This is a genomic window from Ralstonia sp. 110700041-2 (genome assembly GCF_056280165.1).
This window is the reverse complement of record NZ_JBSFAI010000014.1, coordinates 41,216-64,795: the sequence shown is the minus strand read 5'-3', so window position 1 is coordinate 64,795 and position 23,580 is coordinate 41,216. Positions and strand designations below refer to the sequence as shown.

The following is a 23,580-nucleotide window of genomic DNA, read 5'->3' as shown; positions in this document are numbered from 1 at the left end:
GCTGCTGTTTAGCTGCTCACTGCTGCCGGATAGCTGATGCAGGCTGCTGCGTAGCTGTTCTCCGCTGCCCGATAGCTGCTAATCGTTGCCGAGTAGCTGCCCGACGCTGCTCATTAGCTGCTGGTCGCTGTCAGATAGCTGCGCGTCTTAACTCTTTGCCCCATTTACTGACGCCACGGTTGGCGTGTGCGCGTTGAGAGTGCGCGAGATCGGATCCGTCCGTCATAGGCTGTTAGTCCATGCATCGCAGCTGGGCAGAGCGCTACCCACGAGGGTCTGAACGTAGGGCGCTCGCGTGCCATACAAGAGGGGCTAGCGGAACCAGCCACGCAGATCCTTTTGGGGGCATTCAGGTGCCGAACCCAGAGACGTGCCTGGTGTGTTTGGCCGTGCAATACCCCGGGGTGCCCTACATAGCCTTTTATATGCAATACCGGGGTGGCCTTAACTTTTCCTGGAGGCATTTTTCTCGTCAGTCTTGGCGCTCCCTCGCTGCGCTCACTCGCTTCGTCCGAAGCGCGGTTTCGACACCCCTTCCACTCCCTCGCTGCGCTCACTCGCTCCATCTGCAGTACCGCCTGGGGCCCCCTTTGCGCTCGCCTTCGCTCGCTCAGATCGACCGTACATGTGGAAGGGCATGTTCGCTCGCCTTCGCTCGCTTGTTTCCGGACTCATGGCCCAAATGGTGGCGGTAGGTCTGGTTTTCTGCTGTTGCGCGCAATGGTAGGATAGTTAGAGGAGGAATCTGTTATGAATCGATACGCTCCCTGGCGCAGGGATTACGCTACCGGTGCGGCCAGATTGCTGGTCGGGCTGCTGCTGGTGTGGGCAGCATGGCGCGCATCGGCATGGTTCGTGGTGGCCACTGGTGTCTTGCTGATTTTGATGGGGCGAGCGAACGTAGCCCGGGGGGTGTTTCGGGAGAGAGGCAAGGCGGTGGAAGCGCAGGCTGTCGGAGAACTACGCCGGGCGGTCTGCTCGAAGGTTGTCGTCCATGCGTCGGTTCCGTGCCCATATGGCGATGTAGACGCCTTGCTACGTTCATACGGCATGACATGGGCGATCGAGATCAAAGCCCAGAGGGCGGTGGCCGTGCGCTGGGGGCGGTTGGTCTCGCGCAGTCCGCGGGCACACAAGGCACTGGCACAAGCGCTCAGGTCTGGGCGATGGGCCCGAGCTCAGCCGGTGGTCTGGTTCCCGTTGGCGCGACAGCGGAGCAGCGGCATGGTGGACGGGGTTCTCGTGGTCTGCGGTCCGGTGAGGGATCTACTGCGCCAGGCCGGGATCGCTGGCCGATGAGCATTGATTGCGGCGCATATCCATAGACCTGAGACAAACACACGCATCGATCGGCGGAACGTCTATTGATTGAGGCGCATGCAAAGGGCTTGAAGGCGGCCCGACAACTCGGCGACGCAGATTGAATGCGGCGCATTAATTGGAATCTGACATGTTTGTTTGCAGCGCATTGGGGTGGATAAATTGACAAAGGCCCGACAAGATCCTCGCTATGACCCAGAGTTGCGGGACCAAAAGGCAGGGCGAGACAACTTGAATGAGGCGCATATCAAGGTTGTCGGCGCGGAGTTTTCAAGTCTGATCGCGCAGCACACCAAGCAGTTGGTGCAGTTGGAGCGGCGGATCTCACGTGTCGGTGAGTTGCTGCGAATCAGCCAACCGCCTGGCTACACAAAATACGACATTCGTTGGTGGCGGCGCGGCGCTAATGGCAAGCGCGTGCCGGTTCTCGTGCGGTGGCATCAGGCGCCGCAGTCGAAAAGGTTCGTGGTGAAGCCGGTGCTGCGCTATCGGGGCCTGGTCTCGTTGAGAACGGATGGATCGTTTGGGCTGTGTGCTGAGGAGACGCACAAGCTAGTCCTGTCGTTCCAGCAACTGAATGCGCAGTACCGCAAATACCTCGCGCGCTTCGAATTGATGCTCGGTGCCCAGCAGCAAATCTCTCAAATATTGGCGACAGATCTGGATGCATCGAACGTCAAGCTCGACGTCTTGCAAGAGACGGTCGTTCGCAAGCTGCTGGACGCCGGCCATCGCGTGGACAAGAAGTACCGCATTTGAATTGCCCGAGGCCGGAAAGAGAGGAGATCTCCCCGACCTGCCGTCCCCATTGCCCCGATCAATCGCTGGTGCTTGTCCATGCATAGCGACGCACGCTCGGCCATCGGACCTTGCGCGCACCTGGTCCGTGATCGAGATCGACGCGCATGAGTGGGACGCCGGCGGTCCTGGCGAGCCACCTGGCGCCATCATGGTCAGTAAGGGTGTCGATGCCGCCCTGGGGGAAGAGGCAGACACTCCTGCCGGCCGGTCCCGATCGCAAGGAGCGCAGCATCGTACGAAGACCTTGGCTGCTGCCTGGCTGCATGGGGACCATGGAGCAACCTGTGATGGCGCCGATGGTGAGTAGGAGGGAGCGCCAGGGTTCGCAGAGAGAGTAGTCGGGGTCGACGCCGAAAAGCACCGGGCGGTTGAAGGCGAAGGCGAGCCGCGGCCCGTCGAGGAGGCTGCGGTGTGGGAAGACGGCGATTACGACTGGGTCTTGCGGGAGGAAGATGGTGGGCACGGGAGGCACCTCGGCATGCGCTACAAGTAAGCGCAACGATAGCACATGAAGCAAAAAAAGTTCGTACTAAGCCGCACAACAGGCATTAGGTTGAGTATGATCTTGGCATGATCTACACCGCCCCCCGTCTTTCGCAGATGACCAGAGTTGCCCGATCCCTTGCCTCGATCGCTCCAGCTGCTGCCTTGATCACGAATCCGGTCTTTGGCGCACAGGCCAACCCAGAACCAGGTGTCGATGCCGCGCAGGTCGCGCGGTCATTGCTATCGATTCCGCTCAACAAAGGGCTGTTCGATGTGGAGCACCAGGCGCATGTGCGTGCGATAGACGCCGAACGGCACATCCAGTTCGACGACCTGTACCTGTACGCGCCGCAGGGGGTGTACAAGCCGGGCCCGCGTAGTTCGACCCGGTTCTTCGTCGACCACTTCGCGGCGGCAGGCCTGGATCAGCCACGGTCCGGACAATCGTTGTGCGACGTGGGGTGCGGGACTGGCGCGATCGGGCTCAGCGCGGCACGTCGAGGATGGCAGGTACTCGGTACGGACATTGATCCGAGCGCGGTCCGCGCGGCACGGCGAAATGCGCAGGCCAATGGCCTTGAAGCCCGATTCCGTGCGATGGGCGGGAGCCTGCTGACGCCGGCTGGCGATGAGCTCTTCGACGTGATCGTCTTCAATGAGCCGCTGTACGACGGTTCGGATGGGGTGGTGCCGTTGTCGGCGGATGTTGCCGATCTGCACCAGATGTTCCTCGATCAGGCCCGCAAGCATCTGAAGCCAGGCGGGATGGTGCTGTTCGCGATTGCCAATTGCTCGTCGATGGCGGGCGACCTTGGCATCCCTGAACGATGTGGGTGGCAGGCGCCGCGCGTGATTGCCGCGGACTTCGACGCGCACACGCGCTACGCACGGGTACTGGTCGCCGCACGAGCATCGATGTCCTGACGGACACCCTGAAGCACACCCTGGGTGGCAGCCTGACGGACACCCTGAAGCACACCCTGACGGTAACCGTTTCCCGCATTGTCCAGACTGGGTCCGCGCCCAAGGAAGTCAGGTCCAACCGCGATCGTTTGTTGATGGATAAGGCGGTGGAGGGAAGGATGGACGCACGGATCGGTATCCTGAACGGCGGCAAGTTCTACGCTTTCGCCAACGGCTACCACACTGAACCGGTGATGGGCGCCCTCGAAGAGGTGGAGACCGCCTTGGGTCTGCGCCCAGTGGCCGCCAACCTTGCCAAGACGCGGGGTGCATACAAGCTGTTCAACGTCGTGCTTAGGTTCAAACACCCGGCCTGGGATGAAGTGAACGGCCTCGAATACCGAAACGTCTCCGCGCGCAGCAAGAGCGAGGCGAACAAGATCGCCCGCGATCGCGCATATGACGATGGGCACACGGTGGGCCGTCGCGCATGGTTCACTGCCACCGAAGCCTGAAGACAACCCGGCCGCTACGCTTTTCCTGTTGCAACGAGCGTCGGGAGTGGGTGCGCCAGTGAAGAACGCCTGAGTCGCCCGCGCTGGCACTTGTCCGGGCGGTCGTCGCGCGGCTCAGCGCGGCTCGCGACCCCGAGCAGCGGGTCCCGCCACCAAGGCGGAACACTGCGGCGCCCCTGAATGGTCCACCCCTCTGCAAGCCGCTTTTCAGTGTGTTGACTGTGGGCCCGGCGAGTGTCGACACCTTGACGGACACCCTGCTGGTAACCGTTTCCCGCTAGAACGGACTTGGGCCGCACGCCTCTTCCGGTCGGCACCGGGAGGTGCCGACGGCTTGGTCAGCAAACGTTCAAGAGCATCGGGTGGCGGCGCGTGACGGTTCCTTCGAACACCACCCACGGCAAGTTGAGAACGGTATCCACGTCGAATGAGCCGCCGCCGTCGCGACTGGCGTACATGCCGATGATGCGCTCAGGCTGTGCACCCTCCGGTGCGCCAGGCGCAAAGTACATCGTGGCGTTCCACGCCAATCCCTCGGCCGTGATGCCATCGACCAACTGGCTGTCCATGCTGTCCCACTCCTCATTGGTTTGCAGACAGGCTGCAGTATGCAGCCGCTTGTCGTCTTGCGATGAAAAGCAGGAGACATATTTTTACTTTGCCTAACCAACTTGACAGACGCAACGCAAAAAACCAGAATCCAAGAATTACTAACGCGAGCAACGCCAGAAATTGGCGATATTCATGCCATGGGACAACGCAAAGTCAAAGACCTTGGGATTCTCGGCGAAAGGCAGCTGCGCCAGGTGAGTCTCACTGCGCGAGGCATGTACGCGGAGCTTGTGTACCTGATTTCCGGCAATGACATGGGCAGCGAGTCGTTTGGCCGGATGCAGCTGGAGCCTGGCTGGATTTCCCGCCATGTTGGTGTCTCGGAGCAGGATGCGCAGCGGCTCCTGAGCGAGTTGCAAGAGGCCATGCTGATTCGGGTTGCGCGGGCTGGTGGCGGCTACGAGATCGAGGTGCCGGCGCTCATCCGAGCTCGAGATCTCTCGGTGAAGCGGGCGGCTGCAGGGCGCCGAGGCGGTAATCCTGCGCTACGCAAGGTTGTGACATACAGCGCTGAACTGGGGGCGTGAGGACTGGCGACATGGGAAAGAAAAGCAAATCCACCGAGAGTTCGCGTTGTCTGCCCTCCAGTCTGTGGGAGTGGCCGCAGGTGTGTGAGATGAGCGCGATGGGCAAGCTCGTCTACTTGTTCTTGGTCACAGGCACGATGTCTCGCAAGACTCCGCCGGGCATTGCGTGCGCTGGCATTGCGACGATCGCCGAGGCGGTGTCCGCAGATCGTGAGCAAGTCGTCGAGGCACTTGGCGAACTGGAGGATCTGGGCGTCATCGTGCGAGATCAGGCAACCCATGTGATTTGGCTGCCAGGCTGGATGGAAGCTGCCGAGCCGCCTGCCAATCCAAACGTTCTCATCCATCGGCTTCGCAGCGCGGACCAGATCCCGGAATGCGCTCTTCGGGACCGGTGGGTGCAGGAAATGCTGGAGCACGCGCAACGACGCGGAGCCGCTTTCGCGCGCGCGGCGGGCAAAGCCATTGACCCCGCGTTGTTGCCGCAGTCGGTGGCGGATGAGCTCGTCGGAGACTATGCATGAGAAAAGCAGCAGAGTCCGGCGGCTCGTTGCGGCCTGAAGGGCTTTATCGTCGCATCTATTGCCGGATGTGGAGCGACCAGCGGTTCACGGGGCTGTCGCGCGACGCGCAGCTGCTGTGGGTATTCATGCTCACGGGTCCGCACACGAGCAAGATCCCGGGCCTGTTTCGGCTCGGCAAGTCCACTGCGGCCGAAGAGATGCGCATGGAGCTCGACGAGTTTGTGCAGACGTGGTCTGAAATCGAGTCGGCGGGCATGGCACGGGCGGACTGGGCGGCGCGCATGGTCTTCATCCCCCGCGCGGTCGTCTACAACCCGCCCGAGAGTCCTAGCGTGGTGATCTCATGGGGGCGAGCATTCCGCGACATCCCGGAATGCGATCTTCGCAATGTTGCACGGACTCATCTGGCGCACTTCATCTGCCAACTTGGCAAGGGCTTTGCCGAAGCCTTCAAGACTGCATTCGACGATGAGCCGAACCGCTTGTTCATGGACCGCGATCAGTCGATGACGAACCCTCCGAAGGCAGGGCGGGCCCCCTCGATGTCTGGGTCGGCCAAGGGGCCCAAAAAGCCGGCCGTTGAATCTGCGAGAAACGGTTACCAGCAGGGTGTCGGCCAGGGTGACTCACAGGGTGGTTTGCAGGGGGGGCTTCAAGGTGCCAATCAGGGGCAATCTTCAGCCCAGACAGCGGGCGGCGCAGATGCCTCCCACGGTGAAGGCGTGACGCGCGATCCTGTGGATGGCGACGATGCTGAGACCTCGAAAAATCAACGCTTCGGGGTTGATACTGGAAACGGTTACCCGCAGGGTGTCGGCCAGGGTGATAGGCAGGGTGACGGACATACCCCCCCTCATAAGCATAAGCAGGAGCATTTAGGTAAACCATCCCCTAAAGGGGATATGACGGACCTGCTTACGCAGGATCCTCCCTTCAAGCTGCCAGCGGCGCAGTCGTTGGATGGATCCGCCCCAACGCTTGAGACGCTCGGACCGATCCCCTGTCCCCACACGCAGATCATCGACCTGTACCACCGCATGTTGCCGCGTTTGCCAAGGGTGCTGCCCTCACGGTGGAGGGGGTCTGATTCGGAGACGCATCTGACCGCCCGTTGGCGCGAAGGGTTGGAAGCCGGCAAGCGGGGCGTTGGCATTGAGGAGTTCGGCTTTGCGACGCGTGAGCAGGGGCTGGAGGCGCTCGAGCATTTCTTCGGTCTGGTTGCCGCAAGCCGCTTCCTGCATGGCGAAAACGACAAGAACTGGACGGCGGACTTGCGCTGGTTGCTGCGGCCGACCAACTTCAACAAGGTCCTCGAGGGCCGATACACGGCTGGCTCGGACAAAGCCAGCGGCGCCGGTAAGGTGTCGCGGCTCGGCGTGCAGCCGGGCGATAGCTACAACCGATTCGATCACTTCCCCGCTGCTCCGGGAGGAGGCCCGGAGGATCGCCGCGTGCTGCGCTTTGACGGCGGGCTGTACTTGCTTGGCGAGGACTGCGTGCTCCTTGACGCAATCGACGCGGATCTGGTCCAGCGCACGCTGGCCGAGCTTGAGCCCTATGGCCAAGTCGTGCAGGTGGGGATCGATCGATTGCCCGAGCGCGTGGCCAAGATGCGCACGGACAGGCAGCGCGGCTGGCTGCAGAGCCCGCCGATCCCACTGCGCCCAGAGGAACTGCCGGATTTCCCCCCGGTCGTCGCGGCCGCGCGGGCGGCCAATGACCGCAGCGTGACGGCGTTCTGATCTCGAGGGAGGCGACCATGACCCCGAACACACGCAGCGCGGGCCTGCATGCGGCACTGGCCCGTCTGCAGCAGACCCTGGCCGATCGTCAGCCCGGTGTGGTTGAACAGGCGATGCCCGCTGAGGCACCCCACGAAAGGGTGGAGCGTTGCGAGCGCCACGGCGCGTGGCGGCCGTACAAGCTGGATGCGCAGGGGGTTCTGCGGGCGCTGCCCGGCTGCCCGTCTTGCTCCCGCGAATCTGGTCTGCGCGTGATGGACACCGAAAGCCAGACACCGGCGATATTCGCCGATGCAACGTTCGAGACATACGCGTGCTCGTCGCGGCGGCAGGAGGTCGTCGTGATGGAGATCAAGCGCCACGCGCAGAGGCTGGCCGATGCGGAAAGCGCAGGCAGCCTTGTGTTGTGGGGCGAGAGCGGCACGGGTAAGACGCACTTGGCGATCGCACTGTTGCGCAAATGTCAGCTGGCCGGGCTCTCCGGGCACTACGTGCGCGCAATCTCGCTGATGGATCGCCTGCGCGCAGCGCGCAGCTTCAATGCCAGGCCCGAGGAAGCGCAGCTGGTCGATCGGCTGGCCGCCGTTGACGTGCTGGTGGTCGACGACGTCGGCAAATCGCTGGGCAATGACTTCGAGCGCTCCAGCTTCTTCAATGTCATCGACATGCGGTGGGGCGCTCGCAAGCCGACGATCGTGACGACGAATGAGCCGCCTGAGGTCTTGCGCGACCTTCTCACACCGGCTGGCTTTGACCGATTGACGGAGGCCGGCGCGGGTGTGCTGCACCTGGACTGGCCGAGCCACCGCCGTATGCGCCTGGCGTCATCTGCTAGCTGAGCGAGAGAGACATGACAGAAAAACACCACCTTGGAGCGATGAGGCGGGGCAACACAGCCACTCGAAGTCATTGCGTATCCGATGGGAGCCGGAAAGGAGGGAAATCGCTTGGCAGGGCTGTAAACCGGCTTGGCGGGCAAGTTGGCATGGCGGCGCCGTTTGCGAGTGGTCTTTGCGTGGACGCAGAGCACTCGTGGGAGGTGAGGCATGCAGATGCAAACTGATCGCGCCGAGCCGCGTGGCCACGCCGGCGCTCTTACATCGACCGCGACGCGTGTGGACCTTATCGACGTCATGTTCCCGACCCGGGCCCAATCCAGGGAATGGCTCCAGTCTCTGCCAAGCATCCCTACGGGGTCAGCCAAGGACAAGCACGCGCGCCTGGTAGCCCGTGTCCGCATGCGCCTGGTGACGTCGGGAGGTCAAGTGAATCACGGGAACCTGACTTGCGAAGACGCCAGCGCGGCACCGGCGGTCGAAGGCATCGGCTACCTGCTGCGCACAGGACGGGCGGCTAACGCTCCTCGGTATCGCCTGATTTCCGACACGGTCGCCGAACAGGGGGGCGAGGGCGGACGAGTTCCTGCGGTCCGGCTCACGGAGTTCACGGCGGACGAGTCGCTGGCCATCGAGCAAGCGCTCTCTGAACGTCGTCGAGGTCATCGCGGCGGCCTGGGCCGTTGCCAGGGAAGAAAAAGCGTTGACGGCGTGGCCTACCCGCGGCGAATCATGGTCACGCTGCGGCAGGCGGACGTGGCCATCTTGCTGCGACTGGGCAACGGCAACGTCTGCGCGGGCATGCGCGAGCTGGCCAAGCGGTTCGCCGAGCTGCCCGATCTGCTTGAGATGGCGGGAGATGGCGGTGCCACCGATCCCGCGGCTTCCAAGAGCACCACAGTCCGGCGTAACCGCTTCTCAGCCAGGCTGGATCCGAAGTCGGAGGAGGTTTTGCGCGCCGCCGGCGGCGGTGTGCTGTCGCAGGGGATCTCGCGGGCGCTGGTGCGTGTGAGCCAGTGCTGAACCCGGGCGCATCCCGGTCGGGCAATCAACCGCCGAAAGGGATGTGTCTTCCCCAAAGACCTTCTCGCAGCGGATTTTTATGGTCTGCCGCTGACAACAAATCGGGAACCCCGGCATTCCGCCGGCCAGTTTCACTCTCGACGACAGTTCCGTATATGACGCGGACAGGATGGTCGAGGATACCAATTGGAGAATTTTGTATGACAGCAGAAGAGCAGATCAAACAGGCTGAGAATCTGGCGCAGGAGCATGGCGACGGAACGGTGACGCCGATCTTCACCCACGCTTCCTCCCGGGCAGCGCTGGGGTTGAGCGATGAAAGAGTCCTTGCTGTGGCAGCAGCGCTGGAATCTGCGCGCGTCTTTATCCGAAATGGTGTCGAATTGGGTTATATCCGCATGCCCGACACGGACTGTCCTGATCCGGCACACGGTACGTTGCCGCTCATTGAACGCGCCATGCACATGCTGTCCCGCGCTCCTGCCGCGACAGTGGCCGAGCCGAGCGGCGCCAATTTAGAAGGATTGGCAAAAGCCCTGTTGGCACCTCGTGAGATCGTGCGCGATGCGCAAGGCTGGCTGGACCATCCCGCATTGCCGGTGTGCGATGAAAATGTGCGTTTCGATGAACTGCTCGGCGCGTTCGGCCTGGAAACCTATTTTCGCGCCATGGATGGCGACATCGACTGCGATGCTTATGAGCGCATTGTTGATGCTGGTAATGGGTGCGCTGAGTGGACGCCAACGCCACCGGAGGGTGAGGGCTGGACGCTGCTGACAGTCTATGAAACCGAGGACGGCCCGTATGCGATGTTCGCGCGCCAGAAACAGCCGGAGCCGCGCAAACGCTACCGAAAATCCGCCCAGCAGCAGGCCGAGCCGAGCGACGCAGAATCGGCGCTTGCCCGCCTTCGCTACAAAGCCTGCCGAAACGCAGAAAAGCTGGAAGTGAACGCCGCAGACTTGCGAGCATTGATCGGACACGTGGATGCGCTGCACGCGCAAGCCTATATGGCCGCCCAGCAGCACCCCGCTCCAGTTGTAAAGGACTCCTTGACTGCTTGGCAGGGCGTGGCGGTGGGGGATGAAGCGATTGAACGCGCTGCAATTGCCATGCACGCATTGCGTCGTGATCTTGCGAACGGTGTAGGCGATCGCTCATTTGATATGGAGTTCGACGATCTCCACGACGAGATCAAAAAAGTGGACCGAGGCCTTGCTCGGGCCGCTATCACTGCCGCCCAGTCCGGCCAGCGGGCGGGCGTGGCCATTGATGACGTGCTGATGGTGCGCGATCTGATGCGACGGGGGATGCTGGTGCCAGACACACCGGAAGGCTGGCGCGCCGCTCTTGAACCGTTCGCCGCCCCCACGCAGCAGCATTCCGGTGCAGGCCTGAAGCAAAAGCAACAGTGATCCAATCCCGCCGCGCGTCTATGACGTCGGCGGGATTTTTTTCAGCCGAAACCTACAACCATCTGGGAATCCCGGCATTTCGCCGGATCTTGATCCCTGGAGATGGACATGCAAAACACGATTACCGACAAGCAAATCGAAGTCGCAGCACGAGCGATCGCCGCTCGTCGTGCGAACGCGGCGCAGCTGTCGCCGGAGCAGTTCTACGAGGCACATCAGGGCGATCTGACACGGGACGCGCGTGCAGCGCTCGAGGCGGCAGCCTTGTCGCCGATAGCGCCGCGCGTGTGCAACACGTGTCACGGGACAGGCGTGCATAAGGCCCACAACTGGACGACAGGCAATATGGAGGATCGTGAATGCCATGCCTGTTCGGCCAACGTTTCTGCAGTTGCTGTCACGGCCCAGCCTGAAACGTCGGACCGCCAGTGGCTCCTCAAGCTTGCCGGCCTGAAGCGTTCGGAAATCCTCGGTGGCGAGTGGACGACCGTGGGCGCAGAAACGAGCCTCTTCGACCTGCTAGACGAGCACCTGCGCGCCAACCCCTCGGCACTGGATTCCGAAAGCACCGGTCTCCCGCTGGTGTGGACGGATGAGCGCATCAAAGCAGCGGCCCATCGTCTGTGGTTGCTAGAAGGCCAAGGGCTGCGCAAACAGTCCGACTACGAGCAAGAGTTGCAGTCCATCCTTGCGGGTGCGCCTGCCGAGCCGCAGGATGCGCAGGAGCGGTCAGATGCCCGGTCCGAGCCGACCCAGCAACTGGTCGCGCTAGCTGCCGTGCCTGCCGTGGCGTCGGAAGAGTTGGTCTTCGTGCCGCGCGGCTTGCTGACTTCAGCCTGCGACATCATCCGCCGTGCTGGTTATGCAGACAACTGCGTAACGCTGAAAGGACTGCGGACAGCCGCTCTGCAACCTTCCACCCAGCAGCAGGCCGGGCCCAACGCACTGCGCCCAGACTTCACCGGCATCGAAGACATGCGCATCGGCGATATGACGCCAGCGCAGCGCGACGACAGCAAGGAACTCTGGCTGCGCAACAATCTTGGGTTCATGACGGACTACTACCACGAGCACCTGCAATTCCTGCTACGCCGGTTGGACGAGGCCCGCACCTTGGCCACGTCTGCACGGCCGTCGGGAGACGAACTGCAGGCGGTGCGCGACATGCTCGAAGATGCGCGCGCCGAACTGGACATGGTCCGCAAGGCGCTTGGCGTGGGCGACGAGCCGCATCAGTCGTTGGCAGAGCGCACTCTTCAGGCGGCGTTGAAGGCCGGTCATGCGGCCCCGGGGAAGGACACGGAGCGGCTTGATGCAATCGAAGCTGGAATCGAGCTCAGCCGGCGCGTCAACCCGGATTCCTGGACGGCACGACCATTGTTCAAATCGTGGCCCAAGGGCGCGGAATTCCAGACCGCCCGGGAGGCTATCGACTTTGCCATCAAGCTCAACCAGCATTGAACCGAACCCGCTGCGCGTCTCAGACGCCAGCGGTTTTTTTTGTCGGGTGTCGGGCAACCAATGCTGAACGCTGGCATTTCGCTGGCAACCGACCAAGGAAAATTGAATGGACAACCCGAATACCGAAGCAACAATTGAGCGCTCGCCCGTGGGCCTGAGGCTCGGTGCGCAAGCACTCGCGGCAGAGATCGCGGAGGCAGTTTTCAAGGATGAGCAGCCAGAGGCGGGAGGCTGCGATATTGGCGCAGGCATGTTCGGTCCGAACTTCTCAGCCTTGATCCGGAAGATTGCCACCGAATATTTGGCTCGGCCCGCTGCAGAGGCTACGCTGAATATCCTATCCCGGAAAGAATCGAGGTTCAGGGTTCCGTCCATTGATAGCCCCCACCGAAAATTCTGGGAGCACCTCAAGGCCGGCGGCCGCGTATGGCGTGACGACCGGATCAACGGCGTCAAGGAATGGCTTGATCTTGAACGGCTCGGAGGCGATGCGAACGAGATCAACCGCTACGGCCACAAAGACCTTTCGCTGACCGGCCCTGAGATCGATGTGACGCTGCCGCTTTACGACAGCGACGGCTACGAGCACCATTTCGTGACCCGCAGTACACGCGAGATCGTGACCAAACGTTCCGGCCTCTTCTGCGTATGGGATGCCAGGACGGGAAGCTGTCTTCGATCAGGCGCTGAAGGGTGCTATCTGGGCAACACGCCGCTTTCAGACGAAGAGATGGAGCGCCGCAAGCAGGAAGGCGCTCGAATTCTCACTGAGATCCGCGCCGCGGCTGACACCTGAAGCGTACGACTAATCTAGCCCCCCGCGCATCGCGCCGGGGGGCTTTTTCTTTCGTCCGCGCTCGACAACCAACCCTGAACCCGGCAATTCCGCCGGCACTGAGTTGGGAGAGCGATCATGCAACAACCTGTGCAGCAATCGGCCAGTGTTCTGGCTCGCTACCGGACGCGCGGCTGGGCCCGCATCTGCGACAAGGCAGCCGAGCTCGATCCGAAATTTGCGCAAGTCCTGCGCGAATCGGCGCGGCCGGCGCAAATTGCCTACCAGAAGATCATGGGCCGGCACGAAGGCAATCCGGTGGGCGTCGAGTGCCGCGCCGTCAAACGCGAGGCGTGGGCTTTCGTCCTGGCGGATGTCAGCTGTCCCGGTCGATTCCGCATCCAGTATTTCGACCTGGACGGGTTCTCTGGGCATTACGTCCACAAGACGCTCGAGGAGGCCGTCGAAGACATGGTGACGAGCGGCTACCGCCAGATCGACACCGGCGCTCTTGACCGCGTGGCGGCCACCGAGCGGTGGGCGCTCGGTGTCAAGCGCTCAGCAATCATGCAGCGGCACCAGTCCGGGATGATCGATTGGGCGACGGCGGTTGGTGAGCTTTCCATCCTGCAGACAAATTCCTGAAGAACTGCACTGACAAGCTGCACGACTTCTGAATGAAACCGACCGTCCGCGCGCCACCAAGGCACGAGGACATCTCAACAACTCTTGCGGGAAAGCACATCTTTCCCTCCCTGGGATTGGTGTGCTCAACATGCGAATGAAGGAGCAACAATGAACACCATTTCCAAGAAGGTAGAAGACCTGGTTCTCGGCAATCGCGTCGACCTCAAGTCGTGCCCGTTTCTCAATAATCACCCCATTGCCGAGAGCGAGTATGCCGTCGTGACCTACATTGAAAGGGCAGTGCCTGGATGCGTCGTCATCGGCTATGAGGGCATCGATCACGTGGGCTACCAACTTGGCACCTCTGTCCAGGTGCGCGCACCGAAAGACGTACCCGATCCCATCGTCAAGGTTCACCCTCTCGGCAAACCGGAAGAATGGGAGGAGTGGCATATCTCCCAGAATCTGACCGATCGGTGGGGCGATCTCAACCACTACGACGCGGACAACAAGCCGCTGGACCTGCTGGCTGATGATGACGGCCTGCTCGAGCGTCTGGTCAACCAGATGTGGGGCGAATCGACCTTCGTGGTTCGCAAGGATGGCAAGTTCGGCATCCTGTTCGAGGTCGAGTTTTGCTCGCTGGAGAGCGAGGAACCGGAGAAGGAGAATTCGCCCGACTGGTATGCCACGCTCAAGCCGCACACCGAAGTCGTCAAGGCATTGCTGGAAGGCATGCATCCGCTGGCCGAGAAGTTTCCCAACGTGCAATTTGCCGTTCCCGACGAGGAAGTGATCATCAACGACCGGCCCGCCGCCTGGGCGTTTGTACCCGATGGCCTGCTGAACAAGGAACAGCGCAAAGAGCTTGGCAACGCATTGCTTGGCCTCTAGGTCCACCCCCAGCCCCCGCGCAGCTTTGCTGCCGGGGGTTTTTGTATTCCCCAGGCTCGACAACCACCTCCGAACCCCGGCATTCCGCCGGTCACGAGGAGATCAAAATGGTTGACGAGTTTCAGTTTTTCCCCACCCCCGCAGGCCTGGCTGCCCGCATGATCGCCAAGTTCAGCACCCACCCCTGGGGCCGCGACGCTCGCGTGCTCGAGCCCTCGGCCGGTGACGGCGCGCTGGTGCGGGCCCTGGTCGACGCAGCAAAAGCAGAGCGCAATGCGTGGATGGTCAAGCATCACACCTACTTCCGCATGGACGACCTGCACGTCGATTTCATTGAGCTCGACATGGGCAAGCACGACGCCCTCAAATCGATCGATGACGTGCGCGGCGAGGTGATCGGCCTGGACTTCCTTCAATTCTCGGGAAGCCTGGCAGCCTACACGCACGTTCTGGCCAACCCGCCGTTCGCAGCAGGCGTGCACCACCTGCTGAAGGCCTGGGATGGCCTGTTCGATGGCGAGATCGTGTGTCTGCTCAACGCCGAAACCATCAAGAACCCGTTCTCGAAGGAGCGCCAGCGCCTCGTGCGCCTGATCGAGGCTCATGGCGACGTGGAGTTCATCCAGGATGCGTTCAAGGGCGAGGGCGTCGAGCGGGAGGCCGATGTCGAAGTGGCCATTGTCCGTCTTGCGAAGAAGGCAGACTTGCAGCGCGACATCATCGGCTCGGTGCTGGATAGCCTGGCTGAAGACTCCCTGGCCGAAACGGGGGGCGCCGGCGATGCGCATGCCATCGGCGACGATCGACAGTTGGCGATCCCTGGAGACGTGATCGTGCGCACGGAGCGCGCGTTCAAGGCAGCTGTCACCTCCATGCGCGAATGCGTCATAGCTCAGGCGCGCGCGAGCTACGCAGCACGCCTGGTCGGCCAGACGCTGGCGCAGCGCAATGGCGAGGATAAGGGCGATCCGCAAGGCGACCTCATCCAGACTATCCGTGAAGGCATCGCCAAGGGCTATGACGAGCTCAAGGATCGGGCATGGTCTGAGGTGCTGCGTTCCACCGAGGTGTCAGCGAAGCTCTCCAGCAAGGCGCAGCAGCGTCTCGAGGCAGACTTCCAGCGCATCAAGCGGCTGGACTTCAGTGCCTCCAACGTCTACTCGTTCCTGATCGGTCTGATCGATGCGCGGGGAGACATGCTGGTGCAAATGGCCTGCGAGGTGTTCGACGAGATCACGAGGTATCACTCGGAGAACAGGGTGTATTACGAAGGTTGGAAGAGCAACGATCGGCACCGCACGGCCGGCTGGCGCATCAAGCACACGCGATTCATCCTGCCGCACTTCAAGGCTGATTATTCTTGGAGCAAGCGTCCGTCGTACAGCATGGTGCAAAGACTGGCCGACTTCGACAAAGTCTTCGCCGCCCTGGACGGGAAGGAAGTCTCCAGCATCTATGGTCTCTCCGCCATGTTCGAGCGCGAGTGCGAGAGCTTGGCTCATGGCGAGCGCAGGTCGAGCGCGTACTTCGACGTCCGCTGGTATCCCGGAAAGGGGACAGTGCACATCTTCCCGCGCAACCAGCAGATGATGGATCGGCTCAACCGCCTGGTCGGCCGCACGCGGGACTGGCTGCCGCCGCGCGATGAGATGGTCGCGAAGGACTTCTGGCTCGCCTACGAGCGGGCCGAGAAGTTCGACGAGGAGGTGCGCGCGGAGGCTGCGCGTATGTCCCCGGGCGTGTCGATAGGTGCTGTCACCGGCCCTGAATGGGGCGACGAGAGCAGGACCACCCGGGCCCAGCATGCAGTGGCCAGCGCGTTCAACGCAATCGCTCGCAAGCATGGGCTGGATCCGCTTCCAGCGATCGCTTCATCCCACAAGGAGCCGGAGCAACTTCCACTGCTGGCGGTCGCAGCTTGACCAGTAGAACGTCCTTCAGACCAACCACCGCCGCGCCCTACCCAGGGCCGGCGGTGTTTTTTTTGCCTACCTTGACGCAATAAACAACACCAATCAAAATACAAACACATGCAACGTTTGCATGATTTGGAGATAGCGAGATGTACATCAACGGAATTTTCAGTCTCTCCGCGCTTGAGCGCGATCTGAACGAAGAGATTGTGCCGGCACTGAATCTCCCGCCGGATGGACCAGTTGGCACTTGGCTGGATTGGGTCGCGCAGGAGAAAGCCAATCGCCGACCGGACATTGCGTTCTACGACATCACTGTCGACGAGATCGAGGCGCAGATCCTGGAGGAGACCGGGCAAAGCGCTTCGAACCGAGTTAACTGAATACAACGAGGGAAATTCAAGATGGGACAAAACAACCAGGGGCAGAACACCCCCTTGTTCTCCGGGACAGGTTGGGAAGCCTATTCGGAGGGCACAGACGCGGACCCCTTTATTCGCGTGTACGACGAGCTCGGCGAGGGCATGTTCCGACTGCCCAGCTTGAACTGGTCGCATGAGCAAGTTGGTTGCGTGGTGTCCGTTTATAAGCATGGACTGAGTGACGGCATCCAGCTTGGCAAAGCTTCGGAACAGAAGCACCTGGCATCGCAAACGTAGGACACAGGGGAGAACACTTGAACGCACGAGAGCGCCTGGTGGCCGCTGCTGAGTGGCTGGGCTGGAACGATCAAGACTTGAGCGCAGGCTTGCGTAATGCGTTTGATGGCCTGCGCCTGTATGACTACGCGCAGGCGCGTCGCGACCTCCCAGCCTTGGCTGATATGTGGCGGCCGGATGAGCGTATCGATGCGATCGGTTATGACCCCATGGCCCGCCAGTACCACGCTGCAGATACGAGCGGTGCGAACGAGGCGGCTATGGCGCTGGGAGTCGCCCGAGACCTCCTGAAATCGATCGCGTTCGTCAAGACCGAGGGCGATGCGAAGCGCCTCATCGCCGTCATTGACGAAATCGTTGAGCGCGCCCCCGGCGCACAAAGCGCAACCGCCAGCGACGAGGTTGCCGCATAGAGAGGGCTCGGAAAATCATGTCAACGTACACGGTCACTGAACGCTGCGGCTGTCGCATCGTCACCGGCGAGTTGCCGCTGTCAGCCATCGGCGTGCTGACGCACGGAATGAGCAGGAAGGCAGTAATGGACGCCAATCTTGCGAGGATGCTTGGCGCCACCTTCGTCGTCGGCGAGCCAGCTGATATTGACCGCCTTAAGGAAGATCCGTCGGTAGTGGCTGGAGCGCGGGATCGGGTCTCAGCCACCCACCATCACCTGTCAGATGCGGCACGAGCATGGCTCGCGACCGGTGAGCGTGGCATCAGCAGCGATGCAATGTTCGCCCGTCTCTCTGGCAGCGTCCCGCGGACCACGGCCACTCCGTCCGACACCGCTGATTTGAGGCGCTGCCGCCTTCTGCTCGAACAAGTGCCCGAGTTCCGGGCGAAATTCCCGATGATGGCCGATCTCTCTCCGACGTGGGCCGTATTAGTCCAGCGGTGGGATGAGCTTTGCACGTTGATGGACACTGAGACGCCAGAATGGCGCAAAGGCGGTGGCATCGCCGTGAAGACCTACCATCTCATGAAAGCGATCGGGTGTTGACGTGCGGCGGACCATCCACCTTGTCATGGCCGATTCGTTGTACGAGGGCAGCGATCCGGTGAAGGCGTTTGCAACGAAGCCCCAGGCAGAGGCTTTCGCGCTCAGGTGTCGAGCGTACGCCATGGCCCGACCGGAGTGCCCTGAGATCATTGCTGACACGCCCGAAAACGATGCCGAGTGGAAAAAGTACATGAAGCGCCAGCATCGGTGGCAAAGGCGCCATCCTGCCGGCGAAGACAGCGCGACGTGCAACGATTTCAGCGTCATGCCCATCGATCTGCAGGAACCGACTGATTTCGACGGAGTCGTGGAGGACCGCGCTTCATGAAGATGGCCCGCGCTTCTGAGGCTGACGTGGACGCTGCGCTTGAAGTGACGCGCATCCTCGATGACCTGCTCAAACGCTACATGCCGTCCAGTGGTTCGGATGAAGGGATCGTATGGTTTGACCAGGACGACCCTGACCAATGCCAAATCGCACTTGGCAGGCTACTGGACGCTGCGCGCAAGGGATCCATGTTCCGCGTGGTATTCGGCATGGCTGTCCTGCTCGATCCGCGCAACGAACTGCTGGACCCCGATGCAGACATGCTGGCTAGACATCCGAAAATCGTTCGCGCCATGAATGCGTGTAAGACCGGCAAACCGGCAGACGAACCTGCTCGACAACGCGCTCCCGGCCCGATCGAGGAAATCATGGCGCTGGCGGAGAAGTACGCCAACGACAAGGTAAAGATCCGTCTGGCACGCGTCACCGAGAGTTCCGCGGCGATAGCCCGGCGGGAGACCGAGCACGAACGTTCCCGCGTCGCGCTGCTCACCGCCCTTGAAGCCGCGTTTGAGCTCGGCGCTACCGCCTGAAGCGCTCACGTCCAATCCTGTCGAGCATCGCCCGGACAAAGCGGTCGGCGTAGGGCTGGGCGCTGTCATCCTGCAACGGCAGAAAAAAACAATCCCGCCAGCCGAAGCTGAGCGGGATTGTGTCGTCAGTGATGGGTGCGCAGCAAGGCTGGCACCGTACTCAGGTTGTCAAGAGAGCGCAACAGATCTTCCACATGACGGTCAGCGCCGCCATAGAAATGGATTGACCTGCGGAGCTCTTCTGCGCAACCGCGAGCCCAACGAGGGCTGATACGTGCTCTCATCAAGATGAGGTCCGGCGCAGCCGGGAGCATAGCGACGGTGTAGCGAGCCGGTTCGCCAAGCAGACGTGCAACAGTTTGAACAGACATGAATGCCTCCAATACCCCCTACGCTCGGGGGTGCAAGTTGGGAACCTCGTGGCGTAGTCCCGGTGATCAGCCAGGCGCGAGGCGATCCGCACCCTCAGAGGGAGAACTTGGATTCACTGGTTGTTGTCCAGTCAGAAGAGAAAAAAACGGGCGACTTCGCAGCCCTTGCTTGAAGGGCCCAAAAACAATCCCCGCCGGCCCAGAAAAGGGCCGTGCGGGGATGCGATCAGGTTGGGGGCTCAAAGCGGCATGATTCTCGCCACCTGGCCGAACCAGTTGCCGCCAACGATCTGGACGCGTTGTCCGAGGGCGACGTCCGTGTCACCTGCCTGGGTGACAGCCACCATCTGGCCGTTGTCCATCTTCACGGTGATCTGATTGCCATGGCGCTGGAAGGCTGTCTGAGCGACATGGCTCGCCGCAACATATCCGGCGATACCGGAGACGGCCGCGATGGCGAGTTTGCCGTTACCGCGGCCGACCTGCGAGCCAAGCAACCCGCCGGCGGCCGCGCCAGCGATACCCGTAGGTACAGTGGCGGACGTGTCGGCGGTGATGGTGACCGGCCGGATGGACAGTACGGTGCCAACCTGAACGTTCTGCAACTGCTGCGTCTGCTGCGGCGTGTACATCGAGGCGGAGGACGGATACCGCGCGCCCACATTCAGTGGCATCTGCGCACAACCGGTCAGGAAGGCCAGGGACAGAGTGAAAAGCATGGTGAAGTAACGCATGACGACTCCTTGAAGGGGCCGGCGAAATTGCCGGGATTCCGGAGTTGTTGTCGTGCGCGCGCATGAAAAAAACCGCTCCCACCCTGTTCGGGTGGTGAGCGGGTTGGGGCAAATCCCAGATCAGGCGACGATCTGGTAACCGGCGATATTCGCTGCTTCGTACATCGCCATGTGCGTGTCATCTTTCGCACCCACTTCGATGTCCCTCATGCGAAGGCCTTGCGGGTAGCGTTGGATCATCTTTGCCGTTTCGGCCGCAGGGTAGGGCAACGTGCCCTCCGGTACGAACGGCATGAGCAGCGTCGTCGCCTCGAGCACCCTTGCTTCGAGCGCGTGCTTGCGGAACGCAGCAATGCGGCTGTGGAAGGTGCCCGGGAGGTGGATTTCCCCGTCTGCTGCATCCTTCACAAACTGCGCTACAGCCGAGTAGGCGTAGCCGCGATGCACGAGCTTGCCCGGCTCGACTTCCTCATAGAGGTTGTCCGACGCCTGAGAGATGCGCACCAGGGGTGCGAACGTCTCGGTTGCCTTCTTACGCGCGCCGTGCGGAAACAGCGAGGCCTGTGCGTCGTAGGGATAGCCAAGCCTGTCCGGCACAGACTTGAACACGCGCCACGCCGGGATCCGCTTGGAGCGGACAATGGCGGCAAGCACGTCGAATTCCGCAGGCAACTCGATCTCGATCGTCTGCCCCTGGTTCCAGGCGCCGCGCCTGGCTTCGTCCAGCGGATCGTCTTGCGACATGGTGTTGTCGAACGCGCGCTCCTCCCCGTCATTCCAGAAGAACGGTTTCATCGAGCGGTCCAGGCGCACTGTCGTCGTCGGACAAATGCTGGCCTGCTTCGCTGCGCGTTGCCAGCGCCGGATGTAGCTCTCGGGACGGCAGGGCCCAGAGCGCGGACGAAACAATCCGCCTTCGCAGCCGGCCGCGTGCGCAAAGATGGTCCGCAGTGCCTCGGGGCGGCGCCCGAAACCAGTGCACGACCAATGTGGGTTGTGGGGATAGACGTTGCTTTCGTAGTGCTCTTCCCAGAGCACAAAGGCATTGGTGCGGTCCGCCAGCGGCAGGACTTCGATGTGTTGACGGGTGAAAATGGTGGCGCCCATGGTGATCTCCTGATGGTCCCGGAATGCCCGGGGGTTCAGGAGGTAGTTGTGCGGCGCAGCCGAAGAAAAACCGCCCACCTGGAGATCCAGGAGGGCGGTTCGGGTCAAGAGCGGTGCCTGAGTAAGACATCGTCCGGCACACAGGCGCAGTGTCCCACCACATCGTCGAAGCTCAGTCGTGCACAGAAGCCCTTGATGCGCCAGCTTTCAGCCGGAAAGGAGCCAAAGACCTCGGAGTCCGGCGCGAGCCAGCGCATCGCCTGCTCAACCGTCTGAAACCGCCGGCGGCCGGCGTAACCCAGCTCCTGGTTGATCTCGAAGCCCAGCATCCTGCAACGATCCTTCGAAGGGATGCGCGTGAGGATGTCCAGCAATGGCGATTTCGGCACGATGCCCTTCGGCAACTGGCCAGTGGACCGAAAGCGCATGTACTCGGCGGGATGCCGCATCATGCGCTGGATTTGCTTGGTGGTCGCCATGTCATACCTCCTTTTTCTCGAAGGTGTCATACGGGGCGCCGACGGCATCCAGCAAGTTGCCGTGATCCACGCAGCTGCCGACGCGCTCCCGGATCGCCGCCGCAAGCTGCTGCGGTGTCACATCGCTCGCGTCTTCGGTCTGCGAATCGATTTCGAACGTAATGGCGTAAGCGTGGGTGTAGGTCGCCATGTCAGCATCCCTCCATGACCGGCAGGACCGTCTCGACCCACCAGGCACCGTTGGCGTCCAGGCGCAAGACGTGCAGGCTCGGCTTGCCATCGATCAGAATGGGAAGGCTGATGTGGCCGCCATTGATGCTTTCGATGGTCAGGTGCACGGGGAGTCCCTGCGCGTTATCGGCGATGGTCGACATCAGCTTCACCGCTTGCTGCTGCTCAAGGCGGATCTGAATTTCGGACTTGTTGTTGCTCATCAATCTCTCCTGAAGGGCCGGCGGAATGCCGGTGTTCGGGAGTAGTTGCGTCGTATGGCTGAAAGAAATCCCCCGGCAGCGTGATGCTGCTCGGGGGAGTGGTGAATCAAGCGTTCTGTGCGGAATTCGCGGGCGCCCGGCGGTTCTCTTCAGTGAAGATGACTGCACGCTCATTCGCATGTTCCAGAAGGCCAAGCCAGCCTTCGTCTCCAGTCAGCGAACGATGCTGATCGTGCTGGCCATCGTTGCCCGAGATGTGGATCTCGATGCAAAGCGGGTTGGCAAGCAGATCGCGCACCAGGCCCTCGTCCCAGCAGCCCGACTTGTGCGCCAGTATTTGCAGGTGCGACAGATCCAGGGCGTAAGGGATCCCGCTCTCGGCCAGCGCCGCGTATTCCGCCCAGGTGGCCACGAGATAGTGCTCGTCGCCGACCGGGTGCGGCCCGCGCGGGTACATGCCCTCGATACCAACGTCGCAGCCCATGATGTCGGATAGGACGTCGACGTTGCGCGCCAGGTCGTACAGCGTTGCATTGCGGCGCAGTCCGGCGTGGACCGTGTATGCGCAGGCCCCCATCGCCCGGCTGACCTTGCCCAATTCGACGTAGTAATCCATGTGCCGGTTGAGCGTGCTCAGGTCTGCCAACGATGTCCACCCCGCCACGCGTGCGTTGGCGTGCAGCCGAAACCGCGTATTCGGGTAGGCAGCTGCCAGCGCCCTGGCCGATTCCACGTCCAGCGTGCCCGCGTTCTGCGGACAGATCTGAACGTGGTCAAGCCGGATCACTCCGGCATCAGCCAGTGACTGGGCCGCCTGCATCGCCTGCGCCACCGAAAACCCGGGAAAGGCCCCGAGCGCCAGGTTGGGCGTGACTGTGCAGAGGGCGGCGCTCATTGTTCTGCCCCCGCGGTGGCAGCCTCCTCGACTCCGAACAACTCGTCCGGCTCATACTCCGTCGTATCCGATTCCGTGTAGTACACGGTATGTACGAAGGACAGGAGCTTGCCGGTCTGCAGGTCAAAGTAGGCCTCGCCGCTGCCGCCATCGCCGTTTTCCCAGCCGGAGCGGTCAGTCAGCTCGATTAGGTTATTGAGGATGTGCTCTGCTGCGTCTTCAACTGACATCGTTTTCTGCGCGACAGTTGTTTGCGCTCCGTAATTGCCCGCAGCGTCAAAGGTGTAGCAGGTTGAGCAAACCGTCATCTCGCACTGCGCCTGGACGATCGCGTCAGACAGAGGGTGGAGCGCACCCTCATTACCCACGACGGTCACCTCTTCGATGCCGCCGCTGTCGCCGCCGCCCGAATAGAAGATCTTCAGTTGTGCAGCAGCCGGTTGGCCATCTTCGCCGATGACCGCGCCGGTCAGCCGACGCACCGCTTCTGCTGTCGAGAGCGCTGCGATGTTCGAGAGGATGATTTGCTTCAGTTCGGTGTTGCCCACGAAAAACTCCTTGCTCAAGTCCCGGGAAATCCGGGGGTTCCCAAGTAGTTGCTTTGGGCCGAGCGTAAAAAGCGGACGCGTCGATGCTGCTCAGGGCGGATGCCCAAAATTCAAGCAG

At 61.8% G+C, this 23,580-nt stretch carries 28 protein-coding genes; 20 read left to right on the top strand and 8 right to left on the bottom strand.

Annotated elements, in window-relative coordinates; genetic code table 11:
- The first annotated feature begins 1,551 nt into the window (after positions 1-1,551).
- The 3 genes from ACUXH0_RS19815 to ACUXH0_RS19805 all read left to right on the top strand — a co-directional run bounded on the left by ACUXH0_RS19815 (position 1,552) and on the right by ACUXH0_RS19805 (position 4,025).
- Complete coding sequence (locus ACUXH0_RS19815; RefSeq protein WP_024542389.1) at positions 1,552-2,079, top strand: hypothetical protein; 528 nt, start codon at positions 1,552-1,554, stop codon at positions 2,077-2,079.
- Between the two features lie 612 nt (positions 2,080-2,691).
- Entirely contained in the window at positions 2,692-3,531 is an 840-nt protein-coding gene (locus tag ACUXH0_RS19810) for a methyltransferase (RefSeq protein ID WP_082076387.1), read from the top strand.
- A gap of 158 nt (positions 3,532-3,689) precedes the next feature.
- Positions 3,690-4,025 (top strand): hypothetical protein, encoded by a 336-nt coding sequence (locus ACUXH0_RS19805; RefSeq protein ID WP_024542386.1) that lies wholly within the window; start codon positions 3,690-3,692, stop codon positions 4,023-4,025.
- A gap of 338 nt (positions 4,026-4,363) precedes the next feature.
- Here the strand turns inward: ACUXH0_RS19805 and ACUXH0_RS19800 are convergent, their stop codons facing one another.
- Positions 4,364-4,594: a hypothetical protein gene (locus ACUXH0_RS19800; protein ID WP_024542385.1), complete on the bottom strand. Its 231-nt coding sequence runs from the start codon at positions 4,592-4,594 to the stop codon at positions 4,364-4,366.
- Positions 4,595-4,696: 102 nt separating this feature from the next.
- Between ACUXH0_RS19800 and ACUXH0_RS19795 the strand changes: the two genes are divergently transcribed.
- The 17 genes from ACUXH0_RS19795 (at position 4,697) to ACUXH0_RS19715 (ending at position 18,894) form a co-directional block, all read left to right on the top strand.
- Positions 4,697-5,164 carry a hypothetical protein gene (locus ACUXH0_RS19795; RefSeq protein ID WP_157774038.1) on the top strand — a complete coding sequence of 156 codons (468 nt, stop codon included), beginning with the start codon at positions 4,697-4,699 and terminating at the stop codon, positions 5,162-5,164.
- An 11-nt stretch (positions 5,165-5,175) separates the two neighbouring features.
- Positions 5,176-5,688: a helix-turn-helix domain-containing protein gene (locus ACUXH0_RS19790; protein WP_045787942.1), complete on the top strand. Its 513-nt coding sequence runs from the start codon at positions 5,176-5,178 to the stop codon at positions 5,686-5,688.
- Positions 5,685-7,430 (top strand): hypothetical protein, encoded by a 1,746-nt coding sequence (locus tag ACUXH0_RS19785; RefSeq protein WP_045220611.1) that lies wholly within the window; start codon positions 5,685-5,687, stop codon positions 7,428-7,430. The genes ACUXH0_RS19790 and ACUXH0_RS19785 overlap by 4 nt, the downstream gene beginning before the upstream one ends.
- A 17-nt stretch (positions 7,431-7,447) precedes the next feature.
- Complete coding sequence (locus tag ACUXH0_RS19780; RefSeq protein ID WP_045220613.1) at positions 7,448-8,269, top strand: ATP-binding protein; 822 nt, start codon at positions 7,448-7,450, stop codon at positions 8,267-8,269.
- Positions 8,270-8,476: 207 nt separating this feature from the next.
- Entirely contained in the window at positions 8,477-9,289 is an 813-nt protein-coding gene (locus ACUXH0_RS19775) for a hypothetical protein (protein ID WP_045220615.1), read from the top strand.
- A 200-nt stretch (positions 9,290-9,489) separates the two neighbouring features.
- A complete protein-coding gene (locus ACUXH0_RS19770; protein ID WP_052698649.1) occupies positions 9,490-10,704 on the top strand; it encodes a hypothetical protein in 1,215 nt (404 codons plus the stop codon).
- Between the two features lie 108 nt (positions 10,705-10,812).
- Complete coding sequence (locus ACUXH0_RS19765; protein WP_045220617.1) at positions 10,813-12,165, top strand: hypothetical protein; 1,353 nt, start codon at positions 10,813-10,815, stop codon at positions 12,163-12,165.
- 106 nt (positions 12,166-12,271) lie between these two features.
- Complete coding sequence (locus ACUXH0_RS19760; RefSeq protein WP_045220619.1) at positions 12,272-12,961, top strand: hypothetical protein; 690 nt, start codon at positions 12,272-12,274, stop codon at positions 12,959-12,961.
- 129 nt (positions 12,962-13,090) lie between these two features.
- A complete protein-coding gene (locus ACUXH0_RS19755) occupies positions 13,091-13,585 on the top strand; it encodes a hypothetical protein (RefSeq protein WP_052698650.1) in 495 nt (164 codons plus the stop codon).
- A 150-nt stretch (positions 13,586-13,735) separates the two neighbouring features.
- The gene (locus tag ACUXH0_RS19750; RefSeq protein ID WP_024542381.1) at positions 13,736-14,461 is read left to right on the top strand and encodes a hypothetical protein; all 726 of its coding nucleotides are present in this window, start codon (positions 13,736-13,738) and stop codon (positions 14,459-14,461) included.
- A 107-nt stretch (positions 14,462-14,568) separates the two neighbouring features.
- Positions 14,569-16,383, top strand: coding sequence for a DUF4942 domain-containing protein (locus ACUXH0_RS19745; RefSeq protein WP_024542380.1), 1,815 nt, complete (start codon positions 14,569-14,571; stop codon positions 16,381-16,383).
- A gap of 140 nt (positions 16,384-16,523) precedes the next feature.
- Positions 16,524-16,757 carry a hypothetical protein gene (locus ACUXH0_RS19740; RefSeq protein ID WP_024542379.1) on the top strand — a complete coding sequence of 78 codons (234 nt, stop codon included), beginning with the start codon at positions 16,524-16,526 and terminating at the stop codon, positions 16,755-16,757.
- A gap of 21 nt (positions 16,758-16,778) precedes the next feature.
- Positions 16,779-17,033 (top strand): hypothetical protein, encoded by a 255-nt coding sequence (locus ACUXH0_RS19735; protein WP_182570832.1) that lies wholly within the window; start codon positions 16,779-16,781, stop codon positions 17,031-17,033.
- Positions 17,034-17,050: 17 nt separating this feature from the next.
- Positions 17,051-17,446, top strand: coding sequence for a hypothetical protein (locus ACUXH0_RS19730; protein WP_024542377.1), 396 nt, complete (start codon positions 17,051-17,053; stop codon positions 17,444-17,446).
- A gap of 17 nt (positions 17,447-17,463) precedes the next feature.
- Positions 17,464-18,033: a hypothetical protein gene (locus tag ACUXH0_RS19725; RefSeq protein ID WP_024542376.1), complete on the top strand. Its 570-nt coding sequence runs from the start codon at positions 17,464-17,466 to the stop codon at positions 18,031-18,033.
- Positions 18,034-18,058: 25 nt separating this feature from the next.
- Complete coding sequence (locus ACUXH0_RS19720) at positions 18,059-18,361, top strand: hypothetical protein (RefSeq protein WP_024542375.1); 303 nt, start codon at positions 18,059-18,061, stop codon at positions 18,359-18,361.
- Positions 18,358-18,894: a hypothetical protein gene (locus tag ACUXH0_RS19715; protein ID WP_024542374.1), complete on the top strand. Its 537-nt coding sequence runs from the start codon at positions 18,358-18,360 to the stop codon at positions 18,892-18,894. The genes ACUXH0_RS19720 and ACUXH0_RS19715 overlap by 4 nt, the downstream gene beginning before the upstream one ends.
- Before the next feature lie 610 nt (positions 18,895-19,504).
- Here ACUXH0_RS19715 and ACUXH0_RS19710 read toward each other — a convergent pair.
- The 7 genes from ACUXH0_RS19710 to ACUXH0_RS19680 all read right to left on the bottom strand — a co-directional run bounded on the left by ACUXH0_RS19710 (position 19,505) and on the right by ACUXH0_RS19680 (position 23,462).
- Positions 19,505-19,999 carry an outer membrane lipoprotein gene (locus ACUXH0_RS19710; protein ID WP_052698651.1) on the bottom strand — a complete coding sequence of 165 codons (495 nt, stop codon included), beginning with the start codon at positions 19,997-19,999 and terminating at the stop codon, positions 19,505-19,507.
- A 120-nt stretch (positions 20,000-20,119) separates the two neighbouring features.
- Positions 20,120-21,106 carry a hypothetical protein gene (locus tag ACUXH0_RS19705; RefSeq protein ID WP_182594752.1) on the bottom strand — a complete coding sequence of 329 codons (987 nt, stop codon included), beginning with the start codon at positions 21,104-21,106 and terminating at the stop codon, positions 20,120-20,122.
- A gap of 104 nt (positions 21,107-21,210) precedes the next feature.
- On the bottom strand, positions 21,211-21,585 hold the full coding sequence (locus tag ACUXH0_RS19700) for a hypothetical protein (RefSeq protein ID WP_024542372.1): 375 nt from the start codon (positions 21,583-21,585) through the stop codon (positions 21,211-21,213).
- 1 nt (position 21,586) lies between these two features.
- Complete coding sequence (locus ACUXH0_RS19695; RefSeq protein WP_024542371.1) at positions 21,587-21,775, bottom strand: hypothetical protein; 189 nt, start codon at positions 21,773-21,775, stop codon at positions 21,587-21,589.
- A gap of 1 nt (position 21,776) precedes the next feature.
- The gene (locus ACUXH0_RS19690) at positions 21,777-22,019 is read right to left on the bottom strand and encodes a hypothetical protein (protein WP_182570834.1); all 243 of its coding nucleotides are present in this window, start codon (positions 22,017-22,019) and stop codon (positions 21,777-21,779) included.
- 106 nt (positions 22,020-22,125) lie between these two features.
- Positions 22,126-22,914, bottom strand: a complete 789-nt coding sequence (locus tag ACUXH0_RS19685; protein WP_024542369.1) for a hypothetical protein — start codon at positions 22,912-22,914, stop codon at positions 22,126-22,128.
- Positions 22,911-23,462: a DUF6878 family protein gene (locus ACUXH0_RS19680; RefSeq protein ID WP_157774040.1), complete on the bottom strand. Its 552-nt coding sequence runs from the start codon at positions 23,460-23,462 to the stop codon at positions 22,911-22,913. The genes ACUXH0_RS19685 and ACUXH0_RS19680 overlap by 4 nt, the downstream gene beginning before the upstream one ends.
- Positions 23,463-23,580: the final 118 nt, after the last annotated feature.